Source organism: Ureibacillus sp. FSL K6-2830 (genome assembly GCF_038004145.1).
Taxonomy (GTDB): Bacteria; Bacillota; Bacilli; order Bacillales_A; family Planococcaceae; genus Ureibacillus; species Ureibacillus thermosphaericus.
Genome location: NZ_JBBOQR010000001.1, coordinates 1,600,001 through 1,619,690 on the forward strand (window position 1 = coordinate 1,600,001; position 19,690 = coordinate 1,619,690).

General features: G+C 37.8%; 14 protein-coding genes, 2 rRNA genes, 1 pseudogene and 1 other annotated feature (1 of these 18 only partly in view). Of the genes and pseudogenes, 12 read left to right on the forward strand and 5 right to left on the reverse strand.

Annotation, left to right across the window (positions count from 1 at the left end; genetic code table 11):
- The 4 genes from NSU17_RS07895 to NSU17_RS07910 form a co-directional block, all read left to right on the forward strand.
- A 23S ribosomal RNA gene (locus NSU17_RS07895) occupies positions 1-1,456 on the forward strand (it extends 1,471 nt beyond the left edge of the window).
- Positions 1,457-1,505: 49 nt separating this feature from the next.
- Positions 1,506-1,621, forward strand: a 5S ribosomal RNA gene (gene rrf / locus NSU17_RS07900).
- Between the two features lie 1,444 nt (positions 1,622-3,065).
- Complete coding sequence (gene guaB, locus NSU17_RS07905; RefSeq protein ID WP_340704736.1) at positions 3,066-4,532, forward strand: IMP dehydrogenase; 1,467 nt, start codon at positions 3,066-3,068, stop codon at positions 4,530-4,532.
- Positions 4,533-4,664: 132 nt separating this feature from the next.
- A complete protein-coding gene (locus tag NSU17_RS07910) occupies positions 4,665-5,999 on the forward strand; it encodes a serine hydrolase (protein ID WP_340704737.1) in 1,335 nt (444 codons plus the stop codon).
- Between the two features lie 382 nt (positions 6,000-6,381).
- On the opposite strand, the gene NSU17_RS07915 is transcribed toward NSU17_RS07910, so the two are convergent.
- Together NSU17_RS07915 and pdxR are read right to left on the reverse strand one after the other, a co-directional pair.
- Complete coding sequence (locus NSU17_RS07915) at positions 6,382-7,602, reverse strand: IS110 family transposase (RefSeq protein ID WP_340704705.1); 1,221 nt, start codon at positions 7,600-7,602, stop codon at positions 6,382-6,384.
- Between the two features lie 475 nt (positions 7,603-8,077).
- On the reverse strand, positions 8,078-9,484 hold the full coding sequence (pdxR, locus tag NSU17_RS07920) for a MocR-like pyridoxine biosynthesis transcription factor PdxR (protein ID WP_340704738.1): 1,407 nt from the start codon (positions 9,482-9,484) through the stop codon (positions 8,078-8,080).
- A 104-nt stretch (positions 9,485-9,588) separates the two neighbouring features.
- Here pdxR and pdxS point away from each other — a divergent pair, with 104 nt between their 5' ends.
- The 4 genes and pseudogenes from pdxS to NSU17_RS07940 all read left to right on the forward strand — a co-directional run bounded on the left by pdxS (position 9,589) and on the right by NSU17_RS07940 (position 13,818).
- Positions 9,589-10,446, forward strand: coding sequence for a pyridoxal 5'-phosphate synthase lyase subunit PdxS (gene pdxS, locus NSU17_RS07925; protein WP_340704739.1), 858 nt, complete (start codon positions 9,589-9,591; stop codon positions 10,444-10,446).
- An 81-nt stretch (positions 10,447-10,527) separates the two neighbouring features.
- Positions 10,528-10,742 (forward strand) — a binding site (T-box leader).
- A 54-nt stretch (positions 10,743-10,796) separates the two neighbouring features.
- Positions 10,797-12,083, forward strand: coding sequence for a serine--tRNA ligase (serS, locus tag NSU17_RS07930; protein ID WP_096549956.1), 1,287 nt, complete (start codon positions 10,797-10,799; stop codon positions 12,081-12,083).
- A 172-nt stretch (positions 12,084-12,255) separates the two neighbouring features.
- A pseudogene (locus NSU17_RS07935) lies at positions 12,256-12,873 on the forward strand (cache domain-containing protein); the annotation flags it as partial.
- A gap of 123 nt (positions 12,874-12,996) precedes the next feature.
- Positions 12,997-13,818 (forward strand): methyl-accepting chemotaxis protein, encoded by an 822-nt coding sequence (locus NSU17_RS07940; RefSeq protein WP_340705493.1) that lies wholly within the window; start codon positions 12,997-12,999, stop codon positions 13,816-13,818.
- A gap of 193 nt (positions 13,819-14,011) precedes the next feature.
- On the opposite strand, the gene NSU17_RS07945 is transcribed toward NSU17_RS07940, so the two are convergent.
- Positions 14,012-15,325 carry a short-chain fatty acid transporter gene (locus NSU17_RS07945; RefSeq protein ID WP_340704740.1) on the reverse strand — a complete coding sequence of 438 codons (1,314 nt, stop codon included), beginning with the start codon at positions 15,323-15,325 and terminating at the stop codon, positions 14,012-14,014.
- A 138-nt stretch (positions 15,326-15,463) separates the two neighbouring features.
- The gene (gene tadA, locus NSU17_RS07950) at positions 15,464-15,979 is read right to left on the reverse strand and encodes a tRNA adenosine(34) deaminase TadA (RefSeq protein ID WP_340704741.1); all 516 of its coding nucleotides are present in this window, start codon (positions 15,977-15,979) and stop codon (positions 15,464-15,466) included.
- A 161-nt stretch (positions 15,980-16,140) separates the two neighbouring features.
- Here tadA and NSU17_RS07955 point away from each other — a divergent pair, with 161 nt between their 5' ends.
- Positions 16,141-16,704, forward strand: coding sequence for an LOG family protein (locus tag NSU17_RS07955; RefSeq protein WP_340704742.1), 564 nt, complete (start codon positions 16,141-16,143; stop codon positions 16,702-16,704).
- 278 nt (positions 16,705-16,982) lie between these two features.
- Here NSU17_RS07955 and NSU17_RS07960 read toward each other — a convergent pair whose 3' ends face one another.
- Complete coding sequence (locus tag NSU17_RS07960) at positions 16,983-17,366, reverse strand: sodium:proton antiporter (protein ID WP_340704743.1); 384 nt, start codon at positions 17,364-17,366, stop codon at positions 16,983-16,985.
- A gap of 247 nt (positions 17,367-17,613) precedes the next feature.
- Here NSU17_RS07960 and NSU17_RS07965 point away from each other — a divergent pair, with 247 nt between their 5' ends.
- From NSU17_RS07965 to NSU17_RS07975, 3 genes are read left to right on the forward strand one after another with little or no spacing between them, the layout of a single operon-like run.
- Positions 17,614-18,234 carry an RraA family protein gene (locus NSU17_RS07965; RefSeq protein ID WP_340435439.1) on the forward strand — a complete coding sequence of 207 codons (621 nt, stop codon included), beginning with the start codon at positions 17,614-17,616 and terminating at the stop codon, positions 18,232-18,234.
- Positions 18,212-19,063, forward strand: a complete 852-nt coding sequence (locus NSU17_RS07970) for a hypothetical protein (RefSeq protein ID WP_340704744.1) — start codon at positions 18,212-18,214, stop codon at positions 19,061-19,063. The genes NSU17_RS07965 and NSU17_RS07970 overlap by 23 nt, the downstream gene beginning before the upstream one ends.
- Positions 19,064-19,121: 58 nt before the next feature.
- Positions 19,122-19,670, forward strand: a complete 549-nt coding sequence (locus tag NSU17_RS07975) for a hypothetical protein (protein ID WP_340704745.1) — start codon at positions 19,122-19,124, stop codon at positions 19,668-19,670.
- The last annotated feature ends 20 nt before the right edge of the window (positions 19,671-19,690 follow it).

Genomic DNA, 19,690 nt, shown 5'->3' on the forward strand with positions numbered 1-19,690 from the left:
GGGACGCAGGAGGATAGGGAATGCACGCCGTTGGTCGAGCGTGTCCAAGCAGCAAGGCGTGGAAGTAGGCAAATCCGCTTCCTAATACGCCGAGCTGTGATGGGGAGCGCGTTATGCGCGAAGTTCCTGATTTCACACTGCCAAGAAAAGCCTCTAGCGAGGCGGGAGGTGCCCGTACCGCAAACCGACACAGGTAGTCGAGGAGAGAATCCTAAGGTGAGCGAGAGAACTCTCGTTAAGGAACTCGGCAAAATGACCCCGTAACTTCGGGAGAAGGGGTGCTCATTGGGGTGCAAGCCCTGATGAGCCGCAGTGAATAGGCCCAGGCGACTGTTTAGCAAAAACACAGGTCTCTGCAAAACCGTAAGGTGAAGTATAGGGGCTGACGCCTGCCCGGTGCTGGAAGGTTAAGAGGAGGAGTTAGCGCAAGCGAAGCTCCGAATTGAAGCCCCAGTAAACGGCGGCCGTAACTATAACGGTCCTAAGGTAGCGAAATTCCTTGTCGGGTAAGTTCCGACCCGCACGAAAGGCGTAACGATCTGGGCACTGTCTCAACGAGAGACTCGGTGAAATTATAGTACCTGTGAAGATGCAGGTTACCCGCGACAGGACGGAAAGACCCCGTGGAGCTTTACTGTAACCTGATATTGAATTTCGGTGCAACTTGTACAGGATAGGTAGGAGCCGTAGAAGGGGGAGCGCCAGCTTCCCTGGAGGCGCCCTTGGGATACTACCCTGGTTGTACTGAAATTCTAACCCGCAAGCCTGATCGGCTTGGGAGACAGTGTCAGGTGGACAGTTTGACTGGGGCGGTCGCCTCCTAAAAGGTAACGGAGGCGCCCAAAGGTTCCCTCAGAATGGTTGGAAATCATTCGCAGAGTGTAAAGGCATAAGGGAGCTTGACTGCGAGACCTACAAGTCGAGCAGGGTCGAAAGACGGGCTTAGTGATCCGGTGGTTCCGCATGGAAGGGCCATCGCTCAACGGATAAAAGCTACCCCGGGGATAACAGGCTTATCTCCCCCAAGAGTCCACATCGACGGGGAGGTTTGGCACCTCGATGTCGGCTCATCGCATCCTGGGGCTGTAGTCGGTCCCAAGGGTTGGGCTGTTCGCCCATTAAAGCGGTACGCGAGCTGGGTTCAGAACGTCGTGAGACAGTTCGGTCCCTATCCGTCGTGGGCGTAGGAAATTTGAGAGGAGCTGTCCTTAGTACGAGAGGACCGGGATGGACACACCGCTGGTGTACCAGTTGTCTTGCCAAAGGCACCGCTGGGTAGCTATGTGTGGACGGGATAAGTGCTGAAAGCATCTAAGCATGAAGCCCCCCTCAAGATGAGATTTCCCATTGCATAAGCAAGTAAGATCCCTCAAAGACGATGAGGTAGATAGGTCCGAGGTGGAAGCACGGTGACGTGTGGAGCTGACGGATACTAATCGATCGAGGACTTAACCAATCATTTTCAATGTCGTTATCCAGTTTTGAGAGAACAACCTCTCATATAGTGAAGTGACGATGGCGAAGAGGTCACACCCGTTCCCATACCGAACACGGAAGTTAAGCTCTTCAGCGCCGATGGTAGTAAGGGGCTTCCCCTTGTGAGAGTAGGACGTCGCTTCGCAAAAAGGCACCACAACAGTGGTGCTTTTTTTATTGCAAAAATTGAAGCCCCTTACTACCAAGGACTGAAAGTCCGATCGGCGCGATAGAGAAGTGGCATTTAAAACGTAAGCAAAACAATTATTTGGAGGAGACGAGAAGCACGGGGACCAAGAAGTTCAAGGAAGCGAGGCGGCCCGGAGCGGAGCGTACTATGTACGTGAGCACCGGACTGCCGAAGCTGACGCAGAAATTCGCCGGTCAACGTGCTTCGGAGTTAGCGCCGATGGTAGTTAAGGGGTCCCCTTGTGAGAGATAGACGAGCGCTTCGCAAAAAGGCACCACAACAGTGGTGTCTTTTTTATTGGTGCGCCCGGCATGTACATGAACTATAGGGTGTAAGTCCCGAACCCCGAAGACAGAAGTAGAGGTTAGCCAAGAGCAAGGGTGTCCGTGGTGACGCGGAATCTGAAGGAAGCTGGAGGCAAAACACCGGTCCGAGGAACACGAACCTCATATAAGGCTAGGTATGATTGAGTGAGTTTGCCAAACAAAACAAAGCTCTTTCTGTCGAAGGTCATATCGAGTAGATGAGGCGGATAGATGGTGTGAAAGTGCATGTACTTACCCGGGGAGGTCTGGCGGATAGGTGAAGTACGCTTCATAACCTACTTAGTGATAAGTAGCTGAACCGTCAGAAGTCAGCAGAGGTCATAGTATTAGTTGGTCTAGAACAACTAAGAAGGACCGAACAATTAAGAGAGAATAGCCCTTGGCATTCAGTGAGTCATGATGAACACAGAAAACGTAGTACCTCACTTGAGGAAGGAAGCGGTGAATCCCGTGGGAGACCTCTTGGAGGGTGGAGTGACCACTGGCATAAAGAGAACAGCTATTCACGGAAGTTATAAAGACTTGCGTCAATCATCTTAATTGAACCGCCGTATACGGAACCGTACGTACGGTGGTGTGAGAGGACGGGAGTTAATCGCTCCCTCCTACTCGATCAAAAATTGAAGCCCCTTACTACCAAGGACTGAAAGTCCGATCGGCGCGAACAGGATGTTGTTTTTCAATATGCCACTGCAAAATATTCAATTCGTAAAACCCAACGGTATAAAAAATGAAGTCAAATATGACTGATTATCAAGCAATTCGATGCCATTTATTAATTGAATGATGAAGTTAGTCGTAATCCCCTTCATGATATATATAGTTGGGTTGCATCTTTTAATTAGTTAATAGCCATTTTTAATGTTGGAAGATATCAAATTTCATAATTGCATGTAAAAAGAGCAAAATAAATCTAGTTTAGCATTACATATCTAAATTAAAATAGTGTAACACAAAATGACAATTTTCAATAGTCCGAATACTTTTTCTATTTGTTAGATTCTTGACACTAGGAAAACATGTTGTTAATCTTACTATTAATATTCGTTTTGTACTTAGGAGGAATAATCGAAATGTGGGAGACGAAATTTACAAAAGAAGGATTAACATTCGACGATGTATTATTAATACCAGCGCATTCAGCAGTATTACCAAAAGAAGTAGATTTATCAGTACAACTTACACCAAAAATCAAATTAAATATTCCTATTATTAGTGCTGGAATGGATACAGTAACTGAATCTAGAATGGCGATTGCAATGGCACGTCAAGGTGGAATCGGGATTATTCATAAAAACATGTCCATTGAAGAACAAGTAGAAGAAGTAGAAAAAGTAAAACGATCTGAAAATGGTGTCATTACGAATCCTTTCTTTTTAACACCAAGTCATCAAGTGTTTGATGCTGAACATTTAATGGGTAAATATCGCATTTCGGGTGTTCCAATTGTAAATAATGAAGAAGAACAAAAATTAGTGGGAATTATTACGAATCGAGATTTACGTTTCATTTCCGATTATTCATTGAAAATTGAAGAAGTAATGACAAAAGAAGATTTAATAACAGCTCCTGTAGGAACGACATTAGAAGAAGCTGGGAAAATATTACAAAAGTATAAAATTGAGAAACTTCCAATCGTAGATAATGAAGGAAAATTAACAGGTTTAATTACAATTAAAGACATCGAAAAAGTAATAGAATTCCCAAATGCAGCAAAAGACAGCATTGGTCGACTTGTAGTAGGTGCTGCTGTTGGGGTTTCAAAAGATACAAGTGCCCGTGTAAAAAAATTAGTTGAAGCGCAAGTAGATGTTATTGTTATTGATACAGCTCATGGCCATTCTCAAGGCGTAATTGATACAGTTAAAGAAATTCGAAATGAATATCCAGATTTAGAGATTATTGCAGGAAATGTTGCGACAGCTGAAGCAGCGCGTGCATTGTTTGAAGCTGGAGCAGATGTAGTAAAAGTAGGTATTGGCCCTGGATCCATTTGTACGACTCGTGTTGTAGCAGGAGTAGGTGTACCACAAATTACAGCGATTTACGATTGCGCAACAGTTGCTCGTGAATATGGTAAAACAATTATTGCAGATGGTGGCATTAAATATTCTGGTGATATCGTGAAGGCTCTTGCAGCAGGTGGACATGCTGTTATGCTTGGTTCACTTCTTGCAGGAACAACAGAATCACCTGGTGAAACAGAAATTTTCCAAGGACGTCGTTTTAAAGTATATCGTGGAATGGGTTCTCTTGCTGCGATGGAACAAGGGTCAAAAGACCGTTATTTCCAAGAAGATGCGAAAAAATTAGTTCCTGAAGGCATTGAAGGACGTGTACCATACAAAGGGCCTCTTGCTGATACAATCGAACAATTAGTGGGTGGTATCCGTTCAGGAATGGGATATTGCGGAGCTCCTAACTTAGAACATTTACGCGAAAAATCTCAATTCGTCCGCATGACAAATGCAGGTCTTCGTGAATCTCATCCACACAATGTACAAATTACGAAAGAAGCTCCAAACTATTCTCTTCAATAATTTGAAACCTAAACACTCTTCTAACGTCACTGTAGATGTTAGAAGAGTGTTTTTTCTTGTTCGTTACACACATCGAATACTATCTATGGTAAAATGAGCGAAGATGATAATAATGAGTGGAGGTACATTTAAGTGAAAACAGCAAGGAAGACATCAATGATCAGCTTACTCATGATTCCAATTCTGTTAATTAGCATGATTGTTACGACACCCCAAGCCAATGCTGAAACAGATTTAGGATTAAATGTTGGGGCTGCCATTTTAATTGATGCAGATTCAGGGAAAATATTATACGAGCAAAATGCTGACACACCGCTTGGTATTGCGAGTATGTCAAAAATGATGACAGAGTATATTTTATTAGATGCGATTAAAGCTGGTACAGTTAGTTGGGATCAAGAATATCGCGTGACGGAATATACATATAAGTTGTCACAAAATCGTGCATTAAGTAATGTGCCGTTAAGAGCAGATGGAACTTATACGATTCAAGAATTGTATGAGGCAATGGTAATTTACTCTGCAAATGCTGCTACAGTGGCAATCGCTGAAACAGTAGCTGGAACGGAAACAGAGTTTATAAAGCTAATGAATAAAAAAGCGGAAGAATTAGGACTAGAAGGGTATAAATTTGTCAATTCAACAGGATTAAATAATGCTGATTTAATGGGCATGCATCCTGCTGGGACAGGTCCGGAAGATGAAAACGTAATGCCAGCTCGCTCAGTTGCAAAACTTGCCTATCATTTACTGAAAGATTATCCTGAAGTTTTAGAGACTGCTAGCATTCCGAGAAAAACGTTCAGAGAAGGTACAGATGATGCCATTAAGATGGAAAACTGGAACTTCATGTTGCCAGGGTTGGTATATCAATATCAAGGTGTCGATGGATTGAAAACAGGTACAACTAATTTAGCGGGATACTGTTTTACAGGAACTGCTGAACGAAATGGTACACGTTTAATTTCAGTTGTAATGAATGCTGTTGATTCAAACGGTGTTGGTTCATATAAAGCGCGTTTTGATGCAACAGCAAAATTGTTCGATTATGGTTTTAGCCAATTTGCAAAACAAGAAATTATTCCAGCCGACTTTTCTGAAAAAGGAAAAGAATCTATTAAAGTCATTAAAGGAAAAGAAGATAAAGTAAAAATTGCTGTAAAAGAACCTTTATCCATGCTTGTAAAAACATCAGAAAAAGATTTATATCAACCAAAGTTAGTGTTAGATAAAGAGTCCCTTGAAGCGAAAGTTGAAAAAGGGACGGTAGTTGGGAAAGTCGTAATTGAAAGAAAAGAAGGTTCTGATTACGGTTTTATCGATGGTAAAGAAATGGCTGTTGATGTAGTAACAGCAGACGATGTTGAACGAGCAGGATTTATCTCATTATTCTTCCAAGGAATCGGTAATTTCTTCAGTAATCTTTGGGGAGGAATTACTAGTTTTGTAGGCGGGTTATTTTCATAATAATCTGCCCATTGCAAAATAGTTGACGTGTTTTATCTATTAAATATAGATGAATTTTTAGTTAAGGGGGGCTTCTCAAATATCATTTTGAGAAGCCCCTTTTTCGGCAAGGATAGTGGCATCATTTTCTGTAACCCGCATGAGCAAAGCTTTTAAGAAAATATGAATATAAGAATGGAGGTTGTTCAGAAAGTGATCGATTTTCCGGACATCCCCTTCTTACCTCTAGTCAAGTGTTTTTTATTAAATAATTTGGTTAACATAGATTTTATTTTGGAAGGAAGGGGTACCCCTTCCTTCCAAAATAAATTTTCGCATGACAAATAGACCTCACGATTTCCATTTTTTTCGCCAGGTCTTTGTGATATAATCTTACTTACGATTACTGATGCATTGTTGCCTTTTCGTAATCGTATTTCAGATTATGTGTGATAAGGTGATAAGCCGATTTCAAGAACTTATTCACGCATGCTATGGACGCAACTTTATGAGGTTTCCTCTGGGGTTGCGTTTTTAATTTATCATAATAATCTACAATATGATTTTGTGTATTTTTCCGTAGTTGGATCATGGTCTGGATCATGTAAAATAGAATCTTTCTAAGTTTGTTATTTCCTCTTTTATTAATCTTGTCTTTATAAAAGGTATTCCCAGATTGATATCTCATGATATCAATACCGACGTAAGCATTCAGTTGTTTATGGTTTTTGAATCGTCGAATATCTCCTAATTCTCCAATTAAACGAACTGCAGTCGTTTCTCCGATTCCTGGAAATGAAATTAAAATCTGATACTCTTGTTTATCTTTCGATAATTTAACCATCTTTTGGACAAGTTGATCTCTTTTCTCCTTCAAGTCTGCAATCCGTTTGGCATAATCCCGCACTTGTTCACAGCGAATATCATCTTTTGAAATTGCTGGATACGCTTCTTTTGCTGCTTCGATTAAAGCGATCCCTTTTTCTTCAGCACGTGCCAATGATAAGTTTTTTCTTGTGTTGGCTTTTAAACGATTACGAATCACTGTTTTTGAACAAACTAACACATGATCCGGATGAGGGTATAATTGAACGACATTCAAAAATAAAGCAGAACGTTTACTGAATAGCTTTTCTAACTCGGGAAAACTCAATTGTAGAATCGCATGTAAACGACTATATAAATGCGTCATTTCACTACTTAATTCATCATAATATCTCGTCATTGCACGCATTTGTTTATAATAATCCTCTTCTTGATAAGTTTGTTCACGTTCAACTCTAAAGTGAGTTTTCGCAAGTTCATGAGCGTCGCTTTTATCTGTTTTTTGTCTCCTCATTGAAGCCATTTGAATATTCGCTTCGAGTGGGTTAACTCGATAATACATATAACCTTGATCACCTAAGAATCGTTCTAGTGGTTTTGAATATACGCCTGTTGCTTCAAAGACAATATCAGGTGCCTGTCCATCTTTTTGTGTTAAAGTTATAAGGGTTTTGTTTAATTTCTCGAAAGAGTAACGGTTATGGGTTATTTCACCCTCATATTCGCATTGACGATAACGGTCGTAAATGACCATTGTACTTTTCCCCATACTGACATCAAATGCCACTACGTGTTTCATATTTTCTGCCTCTCCTTTTTAGCCAAACATAGAAGTTCTTCACATTGCCTTATCGATTCCATTTTCTTATACACGGTCTCTATGGACCCAACATACTAAACTGATTCAAATAAGGGTGTGAAGTTGGTCTGTTTTTAATACGGACTCTATTTGGTCCCAGGGGCTGTTCGACCTTCCTTCACTTCTACTATAAAAAAATAGTAGCACAAACCTTGGCCTAGGTCTGTACTACTAATGTTAGTATGTTTTCTTTATGTGACTTATTTCGATCATAATGTTGGGTTCCAATTTATTCATTAGGTACGAATATAATCCCGAAGACATGCTTAACATACTTTCAAATTTCTATTAATGACTATTGGTGGATGGATCAGTACTACTAAAAAATATTGCTTGGGAAATAACTGTGGGAAATATATTAGACTGTTATGATAAAAGCTCGCTAATCGTTTATCCTTTAGCGAGCTTTTGTTGTTTATGGATTTTTTTGAATTCCCCAACAACGCATTAATTGATGGATTGCATTTTCAATTTCATTTAAAGGAATACCCCCAAATCCAAGGAGGAAAGTAGGATGTTCGTATTCGATCGGTTTTAATAAATAATTTGTTACAGGAGTTATGGAGATTCCGCAATCATTTGCAAGTTGTTTTAATTGTTCTATACTTTTGTCGATTGGTACAGATAAGAGTACATGCATTCCCGCTTGATCTCCCGTAATTGTTACTTCTGGATAATAAGTAGATAGTGTATGTTTCAATTTATCATGTTTTTTACGATAAATTTTCCTCATACGATTTAAATGTTTAGAAAAATGGCCATCTTTCATAAAATTTGCCAGTATGTGCTGAACAAATCTTGGAACTGTTGCTGAGTAATAGCTAAACATTTCTTTATATTTCATTAATAAATGATGGGGTAATACCATATAAGCAACGCGCAAAGATGGCATCAGCGATTTTGTAAATGTGCTCATATAAATAACTTTATTATTCTGATCTAAGCCATGAAGTGCTGGAATTGGTTTACCGATATAACGGAATTCACTGTCGTAATCATCTTCAATAATATATCGATTGGTATCTTTGCTGGCCCATTTAAGCAGTTGGGCTCTTCTTGTTGCTGAAAGGACAGCCCCTGTTGGGAATTGATGAGAAGGAGTAATATAGACAATATTTGCATTTGTTTTTTCAAGTTCATCCACTATTAAGCCTTCTTCATCAACAGAAATGGGAATGGCATTATTATTTAAATGTATTCTAGGAATAGCTGAATAGCCCGGGTTTTCAAGGGCAAGTATGGAATTGTCTTCAAATAGGCGCAAAATCATCGGAAGAAGATGCTCAGTTCCGGATCCTATGACGATTTGTTCAGGTTCGCAATAAATGCCCCTGGATTGAAATAAATAATTGGCAATTTCATTCCGTAATTCTATTTCTCCTTGAGGTTCGCCCATTTGCAGCAATTCTTTTGAGCTGATATCAAAAATATCCTTTACATACGTTCTCCATAAAGCAAAAGGAAAAGAATCTTCATCGACTTTACCAGGATGAAAATCATATTGATATTGTTTTTGTTCTTTTTGAGGAATCTCTATATTTGTTTCTTGAATTTTTTCCACATATGGCAGTTCATCAATTTCCTCCACAAAGTATCCTACACGCGGAACGGAAGTAATATATCCTTCAGCTAATAATTGAGAATAGGCGATTTCAATAGTTGTTTGGCTAATATTTAAAAACTCCGCCAATTTCCTCTTAGAAGGCAGTTTTGTTCCCACTTCAATTTGTTTCTGAATAATCGCATTTTTTATTCCGTTATAAAGTTGTTCATATAAAGGCTTACTATTCTGTTTTTCCAATTGGAAGATCAGCATGTCCATCATATGTACCTCCAACTGACCATATAGAATTTTTAATTATTGGAACTTTTTATATAGTCAAAATTCATTATACTAAAAGTTATAAAATATTAGGAGGTCATATTATGGAAAATTTAGTGCAAATTAATATTCCACGAGGCGGAGTAATTATGGATGTCGTGAATGCAGAGCAGGCAAGAGTGGCAGAAGCAGCAGGTGCTGTTGCGGTAATGGCATTAGAAAAAGTGCCAGCTGATATTCGTAAAGAAGGCGGCGTAGCCAGAATGGCTGATCCACGAATTATAGAGGAAGTAAAGAATGCGGTATCTATTCCGGTAATGGCAAAAGCGAGAATTGGCCATATTGTTGAAGCCCGCATTTTAGAAGCAATTGGTATAGATATGATAGATGAAAGTGAAGTATTAACACCGGCAGATGATGAATTTCATATATTAAAAAGTGAATTTAAAGCACCTTTTGTATGTGGATGCCGTGATTTAGGAGAAGCAGCTAGAAGAATTGGCGAAGGGGCAGCCATGTTGCGTACGAAGGGTGAAGCTGGCACAGGAAATATTGTGGAGGCTGTACGCCATATTCGCAAAGTAAATGCCCAAATTCGTCAAGTTGTCAACATGAGTAATGATGAATTAATGGTTGAAGCAAAAAAATTAGGTGCCCCTTATGAGTTGTTGCTAAAAATTAAAGAATTAGGCCGATTACCGGTATTAAATTATGCAGCAGGTGGAGTGGCAACACCGGCAGATGCCGCTTTAATGATGGAATTAGGTGCAGACGGCGTGTTTGTCGGTTCCGGTATATTCAAATCGGAAAATCCGGAAAAGTTTGCACGCGCCATTGTTGAAGCAACAAAAAATTATAAAGACTACAAGTTCATTGCAGAACTTTCAAAGGAATTAGGTTCCCCTATGAAAGGCATTGATATTGCGACCCTTTCGAAAGAAGAACTTTTGCAAGTTAGATAAAATTTGTTAAAAGAAAGATCATAAAGTCTTTTCTTGCAAAATTGAATGGGATATAGTACGCTATGGTTAAAATCGATTAGCGATAATGCGATGATTGGAAGTAGTAACAAGTCAGTTTTTTTTAGAGAGTCAGCGGTTGGTGGAAGCTGATAAAAACCCTTGTGAATCCGTCCATGAGTTGCCCAGCTGAAATGTTTAGTAGGATTGGGTCGGTTGAAAAGCCGTTATGAAATAAGAGGATTAAACATTTTGTTTAATCAACTAGGGTGGCAACGCGGGTAGCTCTCGTCCCTTTTGGGATTGAGAGCTTTTTATATGGAAAATTTCATAATAAGTTTGGAGGAATAAACATGCTAGATATTAAACGTGTCCGTGACAACTTTGAAGAAGTAAAAAAAATCCTGTTAACACGCAACGAAGATTTAGGAAATATTGATGAATTTGAAACTCTTGATTCAAAACGCCGTGAATTAATTGCAAAAGCGGAAGAATTAAAAGCAGAGCGCAATAAAGTATCAGAGCAGATTGCTGTGATGAAACGCAATAAAGAAAATGCTGATGAATTGATCGTTCGCATGCGTCAAGTGGGAGAAGAAATTAAACAGTTGGATGCAGAGCTTCAGGAAATTGAGGAAAAATTCAAAGATATGATGATGCGTTTGCCAAATATTCCTCATGAATCTGTTCCAATTGGTGAGAGCGAAGATGATAATGTTGTGGAATATACTTGGGGAGAAGTGCCGGAGTTCCAGTTTGAAGTTAAACCACACTGGGATTTAGCTACAGATTTAGGCATCATCGATTTTGAAAGAGCTGCAAAAGTAACGGGAAGCCGTTTTGTATTTTACCGCGGCTTAGGTGCAAGATTAGAGCGAGCACTTATGAATTTCATGATGGATTTACATGTGGAAGAACATGGATATGAGGAAATGCTCCCTCCAGTCATTGTCAATCGAGACAGTTTATTAGGAACTGGACAATTACCAAAATTTGAAGAGGATGTATTTAAACTTGTCGATACTGACTATTTCATGATTCCGACTGCTGAAGTGCCAGTAACGAATTTCTATCGGGATGAAATATTAAGCGTTGATATGTTGCCTAAAGCGTTTGCTGCCTATAGTGCATGTTTCCGTTCAGAAGCAGGATCTGCGGGTCGAGATACACGCGGATTAATCCGCCAACATCAATTCAATAAAGTAGAGCTTGTCCGCTTTGTTAAACCGGAAGAATCTTATGAACAATTAGAGTTATTAACAAGCCATGCAGAAAAAGTACTTCAATTATTAAACTTGCCTTATCAGCGTGTGAAAATGTGTACTGCTGATTTAGGCTTCACGGCTGCTAAAAAATACGATTTAGAAGTATGGATGCCATCACAAAATAAATATCGTGAAATTTCATCTTGCTCAAACTTTGAAGATTTCCAAGCGAGACGTGCAAATATCCGCTTCCGTCGTGAACAAGGAGCAAAACCAGAATACGTTCACACATTAAATGGTTCAGGACTTGCTATTGGTCGTACAGTTGCTGCCATTTTAGAAAATTATCAAAAAGAAGATGGAAGTGTCATTATTCCTGAAGTATTAAGACCATATATGGGTGGAAAAGAAATGATGACACCACCTAAAAAATAAAAGTAATAAAAAGAAGCATACCGAGTAAAAGGTATGCTTTTTTCTTTTTGCTAGAATGCATTTCCGTTTTCTTAATATTCCTAATAATTTAATTAAACGGAAAATTTATATTGAATAAATGAATTCGGAATAATATAATTTCTTAAATAAGTATAAATATTGGTAAAAATCAATATATGTTGATAGAGGGGAAATTTCATTAGAGGATGCGCAGGAAAAAGTAAAAGAAGCAATTTTAGGAAGCAAGAATGAGGAAGGATTACGACCAATCAATAAAAATATCGATATAGGAGAACATGGTTACTTATTTATCGTCGATGAAAAGTGAACTATGCTTGCGCATCCAACAAAAGAAGGCGAAAATAGTTGGGATGATGAAGATACAAAAGGATTAAAATTCATACAAGAAATTATTAAAGTGGGACAATCAGGTGGTGGCTTTGTTTATTATGATTATCCATTAATCGGAAATGAAAATCAGATTGAAGAAAAAGTAGTTTATTCAAAAGAGGATTCAAACTGGGGATGGATAATTGTTGCAAGTACATACATGATGGATTTTAATAAGCCTGCAAATAATATTTTAAAAGTGAATTTGTTTACGTTGTTGATAGCAGTAATCATAGGTTTAATTGTTATATGGGTATTTACAAATAGCATATCAAAGCCTATTCAAATGGTTATGGAAAGAATGAATTTACTTTCTCAAGCAGATTTAAGCCCTGAACCGATAAGGATTAAATCGAAGGATGAAACTGGCCAATTAGCTTTGGCAATGAATGATATGCAAGATAAGTTGAAGAATATCCTGCAAGAAATTGCGAAAAACTCCGAAATTGTCTCAAGTAGTAGCGAAGAATTAACGCAGGCTGCAAATGAGGTAAAACTGGGTGCAAATCAAATTGTCGTGACAATGGAGGAACTTGCTCAAGGTTCCGAAAAACAAGCAGATCATGCAAGCAACTTATCATCCATAGCAGCGAACTTTGTAGCGACTTCTCAAGAGGCAAACGAGCACGGAGAACGTGTTCAGCAAAGAGCAAAAGAAATATTGGCATTAACAAATGACGGAAGCCGTTTGATGGAATCTTCCGCTAAACAAATGCAAACAATCGATTATATTGTTCGTGATTCAGTCGGTAAAGTGAATGAACTTCATACCCAAGTACAAGAAATCTCTCAATTGGTTATAGTCATTAAAGAGATTGCTGAGCAGACAAATCTTTTATCTTTAAATGCTGCAATTGAAGCGGCAAGAGCAGGAGAACATGGAAAAGGATTTGCTGTTGTTGCAGAAGAAGTTCGAAAACTGGCTGAACAAGTAGCATATTCTGTAACGGATATAACAAAGATTGTAAATAAAATTCAGGAAGAATTTAGTGTTGTGACAGAAGCGTTAACAAATGGTTATAAAGAAGTTGAGCAGGGGTCTACTCAAATAAAAACAACACACGAAACATTTACTACGATTCAAAATTCTTTGCAAGAAATGGTCGATAGTATCACGGTTGTAGCTGAAAATTTATCAACCATCGCAACAAACAGTAGTGAGATGAACAGTTCCATTCAAGAAATTGCTGCAATCTCTGAAGAGGCTGCTGCCGGTATTGAAGAAACAACGGCTGCATCAGAACAGACAAATAGTGCAATGGAAGAGATTTCTGCTAGTTCTGAACAACTGGCAGTCCTTGCTGAGGAATTAAATCGACTAGTTCGACAATTTAAATTGAGATAAACAAGGGGACGAGGGTTCCTAAAAAGTTATTTAAATGCTTCCTTTGCGTCTGTCGCTCCCGCTTTCGTCACAGAAAATGCAATGAGGAGGCGCGTTTGATGTAACCACCGCAGAGAAAGAGTTAAAAAATAATTATTGTAAGATTTAAGCTTGATCAAAAGTTCAAAACTTTTATGATCAGGCTTTTTAATTTTTAGAAGAATAAAAATCCAATACTGATAATAATTCCTGTAAAAATGAGAACGAATACACAGAATCCCATAATATCTTTTGCTTTTAAGCCCGCAATGGCAAGTGCAGGTAGAGCCCAGAAAGGTTGAATCATGTTCGTCCAAGCATCACCCCAAGCAATAGCCATAGCCGTTTTCGCATAATCAGCCCCTATCACTTGAGCTGCTTCTAACATGATTGGTGCTTGCACCGCCCATTGACCTCCACCAGAAGGAATGAAGAAATTGACTAAACCAGCAGAATAAAATGTAAATAAATAGAAAGTTGTATCGTTCGAAATAGCAATAAACCACTCAGAGAAGACAGCAGCTAAACCTGAATTTGTCATCATCCCCATAATCCCTGCATAGAAAGGGAACTGAAATACGATGCCACTTGCTGTTTTAATGGCATTTTGAGTAGCTGCTAAGAAGCGTTGTGGTGTTCCGTGTAAAATAATTCCGAGAATCACGAAGATTGTGTTCACAATATTTAAATCAAGAGCAAAACCTTTCGTTGCAAAATGATAAACAAGATACGTTACACCAATAATTCCAATTAAAATAGTTAAAATATAGCTTCTTTCTGAACGAGAAGCAAAAGTATTTTCAGGCGGTGGGAATTTCTTCTCTTCTTCTACTAATAAAGCTGGATCCACTTCTACTACATCATCATCTTTTGGCATCATCCAGCGGTTAAAGAATGGAAGAGTAAAAAGGATAACCAGTACAATAAATAAATTATAAGGAGTAAAAATTGTTCCCGAAGTAGGAACTACGCCCATCATCTCTTCAAAAGGATGTCCTTCAGTTGCTACTGATAGAGGAATGGATCCTGCCAACCCACCGTGCCAAATAATAAAACCAGAATAAGCACTAGCAATTAATAAGCGATAGTCCACTTTTTTTACATGACGAGCGATTTCTTTAGCAAAAATAGCTCCGATTACTAAACCAAATCCCCAATTAATCCAGCAAGCAATTAAAGAAACAAATGTAACAATAATAATGGCCATACCAGGGGATTTGATGCTGCTTGCAATAGCAGTTAGAAATTTTTTAAATAAAGGGCTATTTGCTAGTACGTGTCCAGCAGTTAGTACAATGACCATTTGCATCGTAAATGCTAGTAATCCCCAGAATCCATCTCCCCAATAAATAACCATATCAAGTGGTGAGGAGGGGGTTAATACAACACCAAGAATTACAACGAGTACTGATAATATTGCAACAAAAATATATGGATCAGGTAAATACTTTTCCATAATAGCATTTGATATTCTCGTTAAAAACTTCATATTTTCATGTTCCTCCTGATTCTAAAAAGTTAGATATTTTATAGATACGAAAAATCAGGAGAAAATATGATATATATTTTAAAAAATAACATAATATGCTAGGTGGATAGTTTTAAAAATATAATTGTGACTGATTTCTCAATCACAATTTTCCTTCTCATTCAATTTCATTTTTCGTTTTTCTTCTTTTTTTCTTTCTCGAATCGCTTTAAAAAAATTTGTTAATAGAGAGCCGCACTCATCAGCTAAAACACCTTCTGTTACATCACATTCGTGGTTTAGTCGAGAATCGTTTAATAGACGATATAACGAATCGACACTACCAGCTTTAGGGTCCCGTGCACCATATACGACCCGAGGGATTCTTGATTGCAGTATCGCTCCAGCACACATTGGACAAGGTTCAAGGGTCACGTATAATGTCGTTTCTTCTAACCGCCAGCTTCCAAGTGCTTTGCAAGCTTCTTGAATTGCCATTAGTTCCGCATGCGTAATAGCGTTCTGAGTTGTTTCCCGCAAGTTGTGGGAACGAGCAATGATTTGATCTTGATAGACAATAACAGCACCGATGGGAACTTCACCAAGAGTTTCCGCTTTTTTTGCCTCTTTAATTGCTTCGCTCATAAAATATTGATCTTTATCATATAATTCCACATTCCTCTCTCCTTCTGTGTAAGTGTATCATGATTTCATGATTGAATCATCTTCATGCTTGCCGTAACAAAATGCAAGAAAAAATAAAATAGAATTTTGAACCTTTAACATTGATTTAATAATTTTTCGATATAATGGAAGTAAAAGAGAAGGTGACTTAATTGCGTATAGCGGTTTATTGTGGTTCATCATCAGGAAAATCGTCGGTTTATGTAGAAAAAGCAATTGAATTAGGGAAAATGATTGCACGTAGTGGATACGGGCTTGTTTATGGTGGGTCAACTCAAGGTTTAATGGGGAAAGTAGCGGATGCAGCTCTTGCAGAAGGCGGAGAAGTAATCGGAGTCATGCCGGAACATTTAGTGAATAAAGAAAAATTGCATAAAGGATTAACTGAATTATATATCGTTGAGTCAATGCATGCTCGAAAAAAGAAAATGTCCGATCTTTCCGATGCTTTTGTAGCGATACCGGGTGGTTGCGGAACACTTGATGAATATTTTGAAGCTTTTACTTGGGCGCAAATTGGATTACATGCGAAACCTGTTATTTTATATAACGTAAATGGCTTTTATGATGGTCTAGTACAGCATTTTGAAAAGATGATGGAAGAGGGATTTTTACGAGAATCACAACATGAATTGTTTTTAGTAGCAACTTCATTAGAAGAACTATTTGAAATGTTGGAAATGAGCAATAGTAATCTCGTGAATAAAGATGTTTAACAATATTTGAATCCTAGGCTAGTGTAAATAAATACACTAATCAAGGATTCTTTTGTTTTTTATCATGAAAAAAAGGGATGTCCAGAAAGTGAACAGCCTTACTTCTTATAGTAATATTCTCTTAAAAACTTTGCTCCTGCGGTGGTCACATCAAACGCGCCTCCTCGTCGCAATTCATCTGCGGCTAAGCATGTGCGACAGCCGCAATTTATCTGCGGCGAAAGCGATAGCGACAGCCGCAAAGGGGGCGTCTTGAAATGACTTTTCAGACGCCCCCTTTAATGGAAGATAAGCATTGCTACGAGTAAAGGTATGGACATTAAGACTAATACCCCGATACTCCACAACGTTTGTTCAGTAGCAGTCATATTCTTCGGTCTTAAGCTAATGGAATCATATAAATCATTAATGGCTTTTTGTTCTTTATTGTAAAGCATTGTTTGAAATTCATCGTAATCTTCAATATATGAATAGGGTGAACGTGCGCCGAAGCGGATGTCACGAATATCATCTGTAACATCTTGATTATGATGAAGATAGATAATAGTTGGTGAGAGGCCACCATTTGACTTTGCAATGACTTCGATATCATAGGTTGCCATCCGGTAGACTTTTTTCCCTTGTTCATTGATGCATTCTTTTATTAAGCGGTTCATTATCATTGCCGTGTCACTCCTTGTAGAATTATGTAATTTTTATACAGTGTAACCATCTTATAAATTTTTACGCACAACTCGTGATCACAAAGCAATGATGGTTATTCATAGTATATGTATTTGTAGGAATGCTAACTTCTTATCTTTATTAAAATTTAGTGAAATTAGTTGTAAATTATATAGAAAAAGTTAAGTTTATCCTATAATATAGAATTATTAAAATATTGTGTAAATTCAAAGGGGTTATGTCGCAATGTCCAATTTAATTGAAAGATTTTTAACAATACCGACTACTGCAATATCTGATGCAACAGGTGGACATACCAATTTAGATGCAAAAATCAAACCGTTAAGCGATCATTATAAAATTGCTGGACGAGCTGTAACGGTTAGATTGCCGGATGGGGAAAATAAAGCTGTATTAGAAGCAATTAATATCGCACAAAAAGGGGATATTCTTGTTATTGATGCAAAAGGGAATACAAATCGAGCAGTAGCAGGGGATTTTGTAGCTTCTCTTGCGAAAGGATTGGGGATTCAAGGGTTTGTTGTCAATGGTGTAATACGTGATATTGCAGCAATTCGAGAATTAGATTTTCCGGTGTTTGCCCTAGGAACAACCGTTGCTAGTGGAAATAAACATGGCGGCGGTCGAGTAAATGTTCCGATTGCCATTGGTGGTGTGAGCGTCCAACCAGGAGACTTCATTATTGGAGATGTAGACGGTGTTGTTGTTGTTCCACAAGGAGAAGAAGAAGAAATTTTGAAAAAAGCCGAAGAAAAACTAGCAAAAGATGAAGCGAGAGAAAAGGATGCATTAGCAAACGGGGAAGAATCAATACGCCAATATATTGAAAAAGTTTTATCAAAATAAAATTATATTATTTTCCATTCATAAAAAATTTCCTGAAATTAGTATGAAAAAGTATTTTTATTCTTTATTTCTTTTATTTACATTCTTACTTGTATTTGTAAATGTACCAGCAGCAAATGCACAAGTTGAGGATAACAAAAAAATCATTTATCAAGCTCAAGAAATTACAGATATAGATGAATTGCTTGAAAGGGCTTTAAATGGAGTTCATGAAGTTGAATTGAATAATATTGAATTACCTAAATATCAATTAACAAATTCAAACAAAATAAAATCGTCTACATTAACAAATAGTGAATTAAGCGAAGATTTTAACGTTACGAATGTTTCTACATCTCAATTGTTAAAAGTAGAAAAAATTGGAGATGTTGAAATTGAAGAATTCGCCATTACTACTTTTGGATTAGTAGAAGAAACGGACAATATTAATGGTTTCAATATAGCATCCGCAGAATCCGGAAATAAAAGCGAAGAAAAATGGGATTCTTCTTATAGTGTAAAGGCTTACTCAACTATTTATTATTCAAGAAAGAAAGAAAATAATATCGAATACGCAAAGATTACAAAAGCTACTGGAGGATGGAAAATTAGTGATTCAACGGTTTCTATTACGAGCAGAAAAGTATCCGTTGGTACTAGTGGATTCCCAAGTCTAACTCAGGCTAAGGATTATTCACCAACTTCAAATGAATGGTCTTATTCTTCTGATTTTAAAGACTGGAAATATGTAAGTCTGCAATATACTCATTATGTGGGAGCGACTTCTACTGCTACTTTAAAAAGTAGAGGTGGTTCTGTATGGACTCTACAATTACAAAATAATATCTAAACTCCATAAGCGTATTTAATTATTTTTTTAGAAAGGATATATAATGAGCGTTAAAAATATGTCAAAATCGATTTTCAGCATTCTTTTCGTTGTATTACTCTTAGCCGGTTGTTCTAATACTCCTTCTGTAGAAATAATTAGTGGGACAGTTGAGATAGAAAAGAATAATTTAGTAGAAGATAGTGATGAATTAGAATTTGTTAACTTGCATTATAATTTCGTTTTAAAAAATGTTGGAAGAAAGGATCTTGGAGGAGATAAGCGTTTAAATGACGCAACATATGATTATGATGACGGTATAAAAATTTATATTGAACCCAGTGAAAAACTGAAAGCCATTTCGGAAGAACTAATTGGGATAAATATCTATGATAAGGAAAAAAATTATGGTACGGGGCATACAGGTTTACCAGTTCTTAAACCTAATCAAGAAGGCGAATTCTCGCTTGATTTTGTATTAGGTGCCTTAAAGGACAATGAACAATTAAAAGCTGCACCATCTTCCGAACAGTTAGAGAAGTTAAAAGAAAATGCAATGGATGCCACTTTAATGGTTATGGTCGAGGATGAAACAATCGCACAGTTTGACCTTAATAATTTAGAATAATTGAACTTTTGCTAAAAAGC

Excerpts from the sequence above, each read along its gene's own strand:
- guaB (WP_340704736.1), top strand. The coding sequence starts at position 3,066 with ATGTGGGAGACGAAATTTACAAAAGAAGGATTAACATTCGACGATGTA.
- NSU17_RS07915 (WP_340704705.1), bottom strand. The coding sequence starts at position 7,602 with ATGAAACACGTAGTGGCATTTGATGTCAGTATGGGGAAAAGTACAATG.
- pdxR (WP_340704738.1), bottom strand. The coding sequence starts at position 9,484 with ATGGACATGCTGATCTTCCAATTGGAAAAACAGAATAGTAAGCCTTTA.
- pdxS (WP_340704739.1), top strand. The coding sequence starts at position 9,589 with ATGGAAAATTTAGTGCAAATTAATATTCCACGAGGCGGAGTAATTATG.
- serS (WP_096549956.1), top strand. The coding sequence starts at position 10,797 with ATGCTAGATATTAAACGTGTCCGTGACAACTTTGAAGAAGTAAAAAAA.
- NSU17_RS07940 (WP_340705493.1), top strand. The coding sequence starts at position 12,997 with ATGGAGGAACTTGCTCAAGGTTCCGAAAAACAAGCAGATCATGCAAGC.
- NSU17_RS07945 (WP_340704740.1), bottom strand. The coding sequence starts at position 15,325 with ATGAAGTTTTTAACGAGAATATCAAATGCTATTATGGAAAAGTATTTA.
- NSU17_RS07960 (WP_340704743.1), bottom strand. The coding sequence starts at position 17,366 with ATGATAATGAACCGCTTAATAAAAGAATGCATCAATGAACAAGGGAAA.
- NSU17_RS07965 (WP_340435439.1), top strand. The coding sequence starts at position 17,614 with ATGTCCAATTTAATTGAAAGATTTTTAACAATACCGACTACTGCAATA.
- NSU17_RS07975 (WP_340704745.1), top strand. The coding sequence starts at position 19,122 with ATGTCAAAATCGATTTTCAGCATTCTTTTCGTTGTATTACTCTTAGCC.